This window comes from Paenimyroides viscosum (assembly GCF_003858535.1).
Classification (GTDB): Bacteria; Bacteroidota; Bacteroidia; order Flavobacteriales; family Flavobacteriaceae; genus Flavobacterium; species Flavobacterium viscosum.
This window is the reverse complement of sequence record NZ_RQTJ01000053.1, coordinates 1-10,023: the sequence shown is the minus strand read 5'-3', so window position 1 is coordinate 10,023 and position 10,023 is coordinate 1. Positions and strand designations below refer to the sequence as shown.

The following is a 10,023-nucleotide window of genomic DNA, read 5'->3' as shown; positions in this document are numbered from 1 at the left end:
AGTCAATACAATATACTGATTTTTAATCTTTTGAGCAACTTTTTCTATAATGCACTACGGGTATCTAACATATCTTTATATCGACGATAAGGACATTCGGCATTAAAACAGTTCAACAAATTAACAAATGATAAATTTTTACAAAAAAATCGGAAAAGCAACCGCTATTATTACATCGTTGCTAGCAGTAACAACAGCACAAACACAAAACAGCATTTATGCTTGGGGAAGTGGAGACTACGGAAATTTAGGTACGGGAACTACCACACAACAAAACAGTCCTGTACAGACAGGTACAGATACCAACTGGACAAAGATAAGTGCAGGAAGCGGAAACTCCCTTGCTATTAAATCAAACGGAACACTTTGGGCTTGGGGTGGTGGTGGAAGCGGACGATTAGGCACGGGAAATACTACTAACCAACTCTCTCCTGTGCAGATAGGCACAAGCACCAACTGGGCATCGGTAAGCGCAGGGGAATTTCATTCTCTTGCTATTAAATCAGACGGATCACTTTGGGCTTGGGGTCTTGGTGGAATATTAGGCACAGGAAATACTACTGGTCAACTTTCACCTACACAGATAGGCACAGATACCAACTGGTCGCAGGTAAGTGCAGGAACTTATCATTCTCTTGCGTTGAAATCAGACGGAACACTTTGGGCTTGGGGTTCTAATAGTTACGTACAATTAGGTACAGGAAATGCTACTGACCAACTCTCTCCTGTGCAAATAGGTACGGCTACCAACTGGACATCGATAAGTGCAGGAGAAAACTATTCCCTTGCCTTGAAATCAGACGGAACACTTTGGGCATTTGGTGTGAATTGGGACGGTCAATTAGGCACAGGAAATGATTATGATGATGAAGAAACCACTCCTGTGCAGGTAGGCACAGCCACCGATTGGTCGCAGATAAGTGTAGGAATAAGACATTGTCTTGCTGTTAAATCAAACGGAACACTTTGGGCATGGGGTTGGAATCATAAAGGACAATTAGGTATAGGAACTACCACTGGTCAAAACATCCCTGTGCAGGTAGACACAGCCACCAACTGGTCGCAGGTAAGTGCAGGACAAGACCATTCTCTTGCTGTTAAATCAAACGGAACACTTTGGGCTTGGGGTTGGAACTGGGATGGACTATTGGGTATAGGAAACACTACTAACCAACTCTCTCCTATGCAGGTAGGCACAGCTACCAATTGGGCAAAACCAAGTGCAGGGTGGTATTTTAGTTTGGCGTTGGCTACTGCGTCAGCAGATGTCGATAAAAATGAAATAAAAAACTTTGCTGTTTATCCAAATCCAGCTAACAGTATTTTGAATATCGACAGTAACATAGAAGAAAATATAAAAATCATAATTGTTGATATAACAGGTAAATCCCTTGCGGAACGAACCTTAAAAACAGGAAACAATACCATTAATATAAGCAGTTTTGCCAATGGCGTTTATTTCATCAAAACCGAAAAAAGTGGTTCGGTGAAGTTTATTAAAGATTAATTTTTTTATAAATTTACAAGGTAAAAAACATTTCTGATTTTTTTTCAGAAGTGTTTTTTTGTTTTAAACCATTATCTTTACATCGACAATTAAATTATTAGCGGATAAACGGTTAAAGAATAAGTCCTAAAGTTTTAACGTATTGTACGTTCTACAAATCAACGATTCAACAATTAACAATAAAACAACTCTTCAATTCAGTGTTTTCATATCTTCAATTTTTAGTAAAATCTACCAATCAGCATGGTGTTCATTCGCCTTTTGTGTATAATTACATTACTAAAGGGTTGTATCAACAGAAAAAAGACTTTGCTCTTTCGCATAAAACAAATCAATGGTTATTACAATCAATACATTACTTTGAACCAAAAGCTGTTTACCTTTCAGATAAAACGTTGTTGGATGCTATCAAACAAACATCAATAGAAATAACTGTTGAATTACAAACTGCAGATCTTATTTTAGAACATTACACACCGGAAAATCATCCAAGCATACTTCAAACAATAAACAGCATGAACAATTCACAACTTTTATTGATTGTATCGTATTCTTCTTACCTAAAATCTTTTTTCGATCAATTAAGAAAAAACCCTGAAATTACATTAGTTGTTGATTTTTACTATGGCTGTTTAATATCAAAACGTACCGAACAACCAAAACAAAACTTCTTTATACGCTATTAAAAGTAAGTTCGTTTGTTCATACGTGCATCGATACTGTTATCGCCGGGACCAACAATAAACAGAAACACAAAACCAAGCAAATATAAAAAGCCCATTTCGGCTTCGCCAAAAATCTGCCATCCATGTGTTCCTATTGCTACCAACATGGTTATAATTAAAGGTATTAAAACAACTCGGGTATATAATCCAAATATTAGTAATATCGAACATAAAATTTCGGCAGTAATTGCTAAAATTAAAGATATTTGCGAACCTAACCCTAAAAAATCAAAAAACTGCGTCTTTAAAACTTCGTAATTAACAATTTTCATCCATCCGTGGTTGGCTATCATCAATCCGCCTAAACATAAACGAAACAACAACAGCCCAAAACTTAAGGTTTTAGGTGATATTTTCGTGGTACTCAATTTCATAATTTTATCTTTTCTTTTTAATAACAATTACCAATTTAGCCAATTAATATTAAACGCACAACTTATTTTTTTAGTGTATATTTACGAAAACATTTTTTTTATGAAGGTTTACACAAAAACTGGCGATAAAGGCACTACCGCATTATTTGGCGGATCACGCGTTCCAAAATATCATATTCGTATTGAAAGTTACGGAACGGTAGACGAGTTAAATTCGTACATTGGTTTAATCCGCGACCAAGAAATCAATACTATTTATAAAGATCAATTAATCCGTATTCAAGACAGATTGTTCACTTTAGGCGCTATTTTGGCGACCGATCCTGAAAAAGCAATTCTAAAAAACGGAAAGGAACGATTGAATATTCCGAAAATTACCGAAGAAGATGTTGCCTATTTGGAACAAGCTATCGATGAAATGGAAACCAACCTGCCACAAATGACTCATTTTGTATTGCCAGGTGGTCACACAACCGTGTCATATTGTCATATTGCACGTTGTGTTTGTCGTAGAGCCGAACGTTTATCTACCCATTTAAATGACATAGAACCAACAGATGAGATGGTTTTGAAATATTTAAACCGACTTTCTGACTATTTATTTGTGTTGGCACGAAAGTTGACTTTTGATTTAAACGCCGAAGAGGTTAAATGGATACCTGAAAAGCAATAAAAAAGATTATTATTAACTAACGTTCTTTATTTAAAAAGATTTAATGAAAAAAAACTTGATTTTTTCATTATTAAATTTATTTTTGCACATAATTACTAAAAATATCAAAAGATGTATTGGACATTAGAATTAGCATCGTATTTAAGTGATGCCCCATGGCCAGCGACCAAAGACGAGCTTATAGATTATGCTATTAGAACTGGTGCACCTTTAGAGGTTGTAGAAAACTTACAGTCTATTGAAGACGAAGGAGAAATCTACGAATCAATGGAAGAAATTTGGCCAGATTATCCTTCAGACGAAGATTACCTTTGGAACGAGGATGAATATTAAAATACATAGCAATTAAAAGTCTCGGTAATTAAGAGGCTTTTTTTGTAAACACATATCACGGAATATTAATTTAAAATCAAACTTATTTATGAGTATCATAAATAGTATCTTAAAGGCGTTTGTGGGCGATAAATCACAGAAAGACGTAAAGTCCATCCGCCCTATTGTAGATAAAATCAATCAGTTTTATAATTCATTCGAAAATTTAAGCAATGATGAGTTAAGAGAAAAGACCATTTCTTTTCAAGAAAAAATAAAACAAGCACGTTTTGGTCAAGACTCTAAAATTGCTTCGTACCGCGAAGAATTAGAAAAAACAACCGACATTGATAAAAGAGAAAACATTTATGCATCTATCGATACGTTAGAGAAAGAAGCATACACGTTATCAGAAAAAGCATTGTTCGATATTTTACCGGAAGCATTTGCTGTGGTTAAAGAAACAGCACGCCGTTTTACAAACAACAACGAATTGGTTGTTACTGCAACAGCGCAAGACAAATTGTTTGCACAAACAAAAGGTCATGTACGCATTGAAGGCGATAAAGCAATATGGTCTAACACATGGGAAGTTGCCGGAAAAATGATTCCTTGGAACATGGTGCACTACGATGTGCAAATGATTGGTGGAACAGTAATTCACCAAGGTAAAATTGCCGAAATGCAAACCGGTGAAGGTAAAACATTGGTATCTACCTCTCCTATTTATTTAAACGCATTAGCAGGTAACGGCGTTCATGTGGTAACCGTGAATGACTACCTTGCAAAACGTGACTGTCAGTGGAATGCCCCTTTGTTTGAATTCCACGGTTTAACTGTAGATTGTATCGATAATCACCAACCAAACTCATCAGGTCGCCGTGAAGCATATCAAGCAGATATTACTTACGGAACAAATAACGAATTTGGTTTTGATTATTTACGTGATAACATGGCACATACACCAGAAGAATTGGTTCAACGCAAACACAATTTCGCAATTGTAGATGAGGTAGATTCTGTTTTGGTTGATGATGCACGTACACCGTTAATTATTTCGGGTCCGGTTCCAATGGGTGATCGTCATGAGTTTTTAGAACTAAAACCAAAAGTAGATTCTTTGGTAGCACAGCAGCGTCAATTATCAAACGGATTCCTTACAGAGGCAAAACGTTTAATAAAAGCAGGCGACACCAAACAAGGTGGTTTTAGCTTGTTGCGTTCGTACCGTGCCTTTCCAAAAAACAAAGCACTTATAAAATTTTTATCTGAAGAAGGTGTAAAACAAATTCTTCAAAAAACCGAAAATCATTTCATGCAGGATAACAACCGCGAAATGAAAAAGGTAGATGAAGGTTTACTATTTGTAATCAACGAAAAAAACAATCAGGTAGAATTAACAGATAACGGTATCAAAGTATTATCAGAAGGTATGGATGATAACTTCTTTATCTTACCAGATATTGGAACCGAGATTGCCAAGATTGAAAAATTAAACATTTCTGCCGAAGAAATGTCAGAGAAAAAAGAGATTTTATTCCAAGATTTCGGTGTAAAATCAGAACGTATCCACACATTAACGCAGTTACTAAAAGCATACGCGTTGTTCGAAAAAGATGCGGAATACGTTGTTGTTGATAACAAAGTAATGATTGTTGATGAGCAAACGGGTCGTATCATGGATGGTCGTCGTTATTCAGACGGATTACACCAAGCAATTGAAGCAAAAGAAAATGTAAAAATCGAAGCTGCTACCCAAACATTTGCAACCGTTACCTTACAGAATTATTTCCGTATGTACAGCAAATTGGCAGGTATGACGGGTACTGCAATTACAGAAGCTGGCGAATTATGGGAAATCTACAAATTAGACGTTGTTGAAATTCCAACCAACCGCAAAATGGCTCGTGAAGACCGTGAAGATAAAATTTTCCGTTCAATTCGTGAAAAATTCAATGCGGTGATCGATGATGTTGTAGAATTATCACAAGCAGGTCGTCCGGTATTAATTGGTACAACATCTGTAGAAAATTCAGAATTATTAAGCCGTATGTTAAAAATGCGCGGTATTAAGCACAACGTTTTAAATGCAAAATTACATAAGCAAGAAGCGCAAATTGTAGAAGAAGCAGGAAATCCGGGAGTTGTTACTATTGCAACAAATATGGCGGGTCGTGGTACCGATATTAAACTTTCAGCCGAAGTTAAAGAAGCGGGCGGTTTAGCAATTATTGGTACAGAACGTCACGATTCTCGTCGAGTTGACCGTCAGTTACGTGGGCGTGCAGGTCGTCAGGGTGATGTTGGGTCTTCTCAATTCTACGTTTCGTTAGAAGATAACTTAATGCGTTTGTTCGGGTCAGAGCGTGTTGCGAAGATTATGGACGGAATGGGCTTAAAAGAAGGCGAAGTTATTCAGCATTCTTGGATGACCAAATCAATAGAACGTGCACAAAAACGCGTAGAAGAAAACAACTTTGGTGTTCGTAAACGTTTGTTAGAATATGATGATGTGATGAATGCACAACGTGAAGTTGTTTACAAACGTCGTCGTCATGCATTACACGGAGATCGTTTAAAAGTTGATATCGCCAACATGATGTTCGATTTATGCGATTATTTAGTTGAAGGAAACAAAATAGGAAACGATTTTAAAAATTTCGAATACGATCTAATCAAGATTTTCGGAATGGAATCTCCGTTCACCGTAGATGAATTCAACAAATTAAGCGATGCTGAATTAACAGATAAGTTATACGAAGTTGCCTACAAAAAATACGTTGCTAAATGCGAAGAAAGCGCTGTAGAAGCCTTTAAAGTAATTAAAAACGTACACGAAAACGGTGGGTACGAGCGTATGGTTGTTCCGTTTACCGATGGAATTAAAACCATGAACGTGGTAACCGATCTAAGCAAAGCATTTGAAACAGAAGGTAAAACGTTAATCAACGATTTCGAGAAAAACATTGTACTTTCTATAGTTGATGAAGCTTGGAAAAAGCATTTGCGCAAAATGGACGAATTAAAACAATCTGTTCAGTTAGCCGTTCACGAACAAAAAGATCCTTTATTGGTTTATAAGTTCGAAGCTTTCAACTTGTTTAAAGACACCATGCAAAACATCAACAAAGACGTAATCTCGTTCTTAATGAAAGGTGATTTGCCAAAACAAGAACAACAAGAACAAAGTAATGAACCACAAATTAGAACAAACGGTTCGTTTACGATTTAATAAAAAGCAAAAAACTCCAACTTTAACGTTGGAGTTTTTTTATGGTTTTAAGATTACTATTTAATCGTGTAATTCTTGATATCAACTTGGAAAGCCTGAAATATCCGTAGCTGAATATTAAAACAATTATTCCTGATCTTTCAGTTCAAAGCAATTTTTCATCCCATATCATTTCCAAAACTTAATAATTTACTATTATATTAAATTATCGTTCGGGTAGATGTAGATATTTAAGCTTAATTTAAAAATGTTAGAACCAATTTAAGAGGAAATACCGATAAACACCCGGATTAAATAAGAAGCAATCAATCTATTTTAAATCGAAATGTATTAAAAAAGCTCCACATTTATTGTGGAGCTTTTTGATTAATGATTAAAATTCAAATGCATATCTGATTTTAAAGCCAACCGTTAAAGGTGTAATTGTTTTGTCTTTATACTGTGCCTGATCTAACACACTGTTAAGCGTTAAAGGGTTCTCAATCTCAGGGGTATATTGTACGGGTTGCGCTGTTGCCTCTTTTGAAGAACGCATATCATTCAATCCCATCTCTAAGAACAAACCCAGGTACAGGTCGTTCGTAGTACTCAGTGTTTGTTTAATACCCGTTTCTACAATCCATGAGAATGTATTGCGAAGTTTCACAGTACCTTCGGTATGTCTATCACCCATTTTTCCAAACCCTGCAAATTCCGGACCGTTCAGTTCTGCATCCCATTGCTGGTAATAGCCCGACGTATTCAGATCATTCCACTTCTGGCGGTATTTAGAAGTTCCTGCCTGTATGCCGTACAGAATTCCTGTACGCAGATACCAACGAACAATGCCCGGAGTTTCATATTGAACTGTTAAGGGAATACGAAAACTTTGCCATTTAACCGATTCTTCAAAATAACCGGTGTTGTATCGAAATTCGAATGGATCGTTTTCCATATCTACTTCCATTGTACTTCCCTTTACTCCAGAAGCAGCAAAAGTAAGTTCTGTTCCCAAATACGAAACTCCTGTACTAATACTCCAGTTGTCGTTCAAGTACTGGCTGTAGCCAAGACCAACGGAAAACCCTTCGGAATGTTTTGCTAAAGGTAAGGATTCGCTGCCCTGATGCTGAATTAAATGTGCTGCACCTTCAATCTGCCATTCCTGAGCTTGTGCTGCATTCACTAAAAAGAATGCAACCAAGCAGCTAAAGAATGTATTTCTACTATTATTTTTCACTTGTTCTAAGATTTATTGTTTTACAACCACTTTAACGGTTTCCTGTCTGTCTTCTATCTGCAACACCAACATGTAGATTCCTTCGGCAAGACCTGCAGGAAGCTGAACTGATGAAACATTCTGTGATAAAGTAACAGATTGAACCAGTTTTCCTGATGTTGTGTAAAGTGCCGCCTTTGCATTTTTGAATGCCGAAGCAGGATAATCGAACACCACTTGTAACTGTTCATTTACACGCACAGGATTAGGGTAAACATTGATTTTAAAATTATGTTTTCTATCAATTTGTGAAGCACAAGTATGAATTACGTCACCATTTTCCGTTGTAAGCGTTACGCTGTACAATGCGTTCTCATCTAATAAATCCTGTTTAGTATTTCCTACGGAATATACTTGTTCGGTACCTATCAGCATATCGTTTCTGTACCATTCATATTTTACAAAGCGATAACCTCCATTTGTCTGCGGATTATTGTTTACCAACAGCGTATTGTCGAATTTTTGAATTACGATGTCTTTAAATGCGAAAGGACGTTCCACAATGATCTGATATGTTTTAGTAACCTCTCCATTTTCAGACACAACCTGTACCGCATTTCTATAAACACCCGGTTTAGGAGTAACGATCACAAAATCACGTGCAGGTGAAACGGTTGCTCCATATTCTGCATCTATCTGCACAGGCACTTCGTTAGTAGTACTATCACAATCTATCATGTAGTAAATTTCTGTATCAGGATCTGTATAAACGTTTCCGTTGATTACAATCTGCTGTAAAGAAGCATCGCTGCTTTCGATTGTCAGAGTACGTTCTACAGAAAGTGCAGGAAGATAATTATTGTTTCCTTCCTGATGCGCAGTTATCATAACAGAACCAGAATGCATTATTTGTACCCATCCTTCAGCCGTAACTACAGCTGCCGGAGTAGTCTGGCTATAAGCATACGTGTAAGTTACCGGCAAACCAGAAGAGGCTTCTGCCATTAATTGGAAATCTGCTGCTTCTTCCAATGAAACCACTTCAAGTTCATTGAATTGAATAATTTGAGCCGACTTTTCAATAACAAGTTCCGCTGTAAGCGTTACTGCATCACAATTCACTGCATAAGCAGGTGGTGTAACAACAGCTGTAACCGTGTAGGTTCCGGCGTTCACTGCACCGTTATCTTCTTCTGCCTGAGGATTGATGTTATAAGAAACCGTTGCACCAAGAGGCAAATTGCCTACCATTATATTCTGAACATTCCCATTGTAAACCGTTGTCAGGTCATTCAAAACTATATCGGCCAATGGTGATTCTTCTACAACTACCGTTTGCTGCTGCGCAGTGATGTTACCATTTCCGTCGTTGTAAGACCAATTAATCGTGTATGTACCCTGTTGAGTATAAACCAATGTATCTGCCGTAGTTGCCGCGATTGTACCCGTACAGTTATCAATTGCCGTTGGCACAGGAATATCGGTAGAAAGTACTGCACATTCTTTAGTAATAACAGGCAAGCTTGCTATTACAGGTACTGGAGGTGTTGTATCTTTTACGATTACCGTTTGCTGCTGCGTAGTGGCGTTACCGTTAACATCTTCATATGTCCAAGTAATAACTGTAGTACCTTGCGTAGTAATAGGAAAAACTGCATTGTTTGTAACCATAACAGTCCCCAGACAGTTATCTGTCGCTGTCGGTACCGCAACATCTCCCTCATTAACTACACACTGTGCTAGTACATCAGGTAATTTAACTAAAGCAGGTAAAGGATTAACAGTATCTTCAAAAGTTATTGTAACAGCAGTGGTAGCAGTACATCCGTTAAAGTCAGTAACCGTTACTGTATGAGTTCCAACCGAAAGGTTATCAACATTTGCCGTCATCATGCCGTTATCCCACAAGTAAGTATATGGTGTAGTTCCTCCCGTTACAGTCACTGTAGCATTTGCGTCGGTACTTTCCAAACAACTTGCAGGGAAATTCTGAACAGCCGAT

The 10,023-nt window shown here is 37.2% G+C and carries 8 protein-coding genes; 5 read left to right on the top strand and 3 right to left on the bottom strand.

Annotated features, from left to right (window positions below):
• The first annotated feature begins 127 nt into the window (after nucleotides 1-127).
• On the top strand, nucleotides 128-1,507 hold the full coding sequence (locus EG242_RS14250) for a T9SS type A sorting domain-containing protein (protein ID WP_124900537.1): 1,380 nt from the start codon (nucleotides 128-130) through the stop codon (nucleotides 1,505-1,507).
• Nucleotides 1,508-1,707: 200 nt separating this feature from the next.
• Nucleotides 1,708-2,193, top strand: coding sequence for a hypothetical protein (locus EG242_RS14245; protein ID WP_124900535.1), 486 nt, complete (start codon nucleotides 1,708-1,710; stop codon nucleotides 2,191-2,193).
• Here the strand turns inward: EG242_RS14245 and EG242_RS14240 are convergent.
• Complete coding sequence (locus tag EG242_RS14240) at nucleotides 2,190-2,606, bottom strand: DoxX family protein (protein WP_124900533.1); 417 nt, start codon at nucleotides 2,604-2,606, stop codon at nucleotides 2,190-2,192. The two genes, EG242_RS14245 and EG242_RS14240, sit on opposite strands and share 4 nt — an antisense overlap.
• 100 nt (nucleotides 2,607-2,706) lie before the next feature.
• On the opposite strand from EG242_RS14240, the gene EG242_RS14235 reads away from it, so the two are divergent.
• From EG242_RS14235 to secA, 3 genes are all read left to right on the top strand, one after another.
• Entirely contained in the window at nucleotides 2,707-3,279 is a 573-nt protein-coding gene (locus EG242_RS14235) for a cob(I)yrinic acid a,c-diamide adenosyltransferase (RefSeq protein WP_124900531.1), read from the top strand.
• Between the two features lie 111 nt (nucleotides 3,280-3,390).
• A complete protein-coding gene (locus EG242_RS14230) occupies nucleotides 3,391-3,612 on the top strand; it encodes a DUF2795 domain-containing protein (RefSeq protein WP_014166495.1) in 222 nt (73 codons plus the stop codon).
• A gap of 88 nt (nucleotides 3,613-3,700) precedes the next feature.
• Nucleotides 3,701-6,823, top strand: a complete 3,123-nt coding sequence (secA, locus tag EG242_RS14225; protein WP_124900529.1) for a preprotein translocase subunit SecA — start codon at nucleotides 3,701-3,703, stop codon at nucleotides 6,821-6,823.
• 373 nt (nucleotides 6,824-7,196) lie between these two features.
• On the opposite strand, the gene EG242_RS14220 is transcribed toward secA, so the two are convergent.
• Together EG242_RS14220 and EG242_RS14215 are read right to left on the bottom strand one after the other, a co-directional pair.
• Complete coding sequence (locus EG242_RS14220; RefSeq protein WP_158608884.1) at nucleotides 7,197-8,042, bottom strand: outer membrane beta-barrel protein; 846 nt, start codon at nucleotides 8,040-8,042, stop codon at nucleotides 7,197-7,199.
• A 12-nt stretch (nucleotides 8,043-8,054) separates the two neighbouring features.
• On the bottom strand, nucleotides 8,055-10,023 hold a 1,969-nt coding region (locus EG242_RS14215), incomplete at its 5' end, for a T9SS type A sorting domain-containing protein (RefSeq protein ID WP_148090583.1).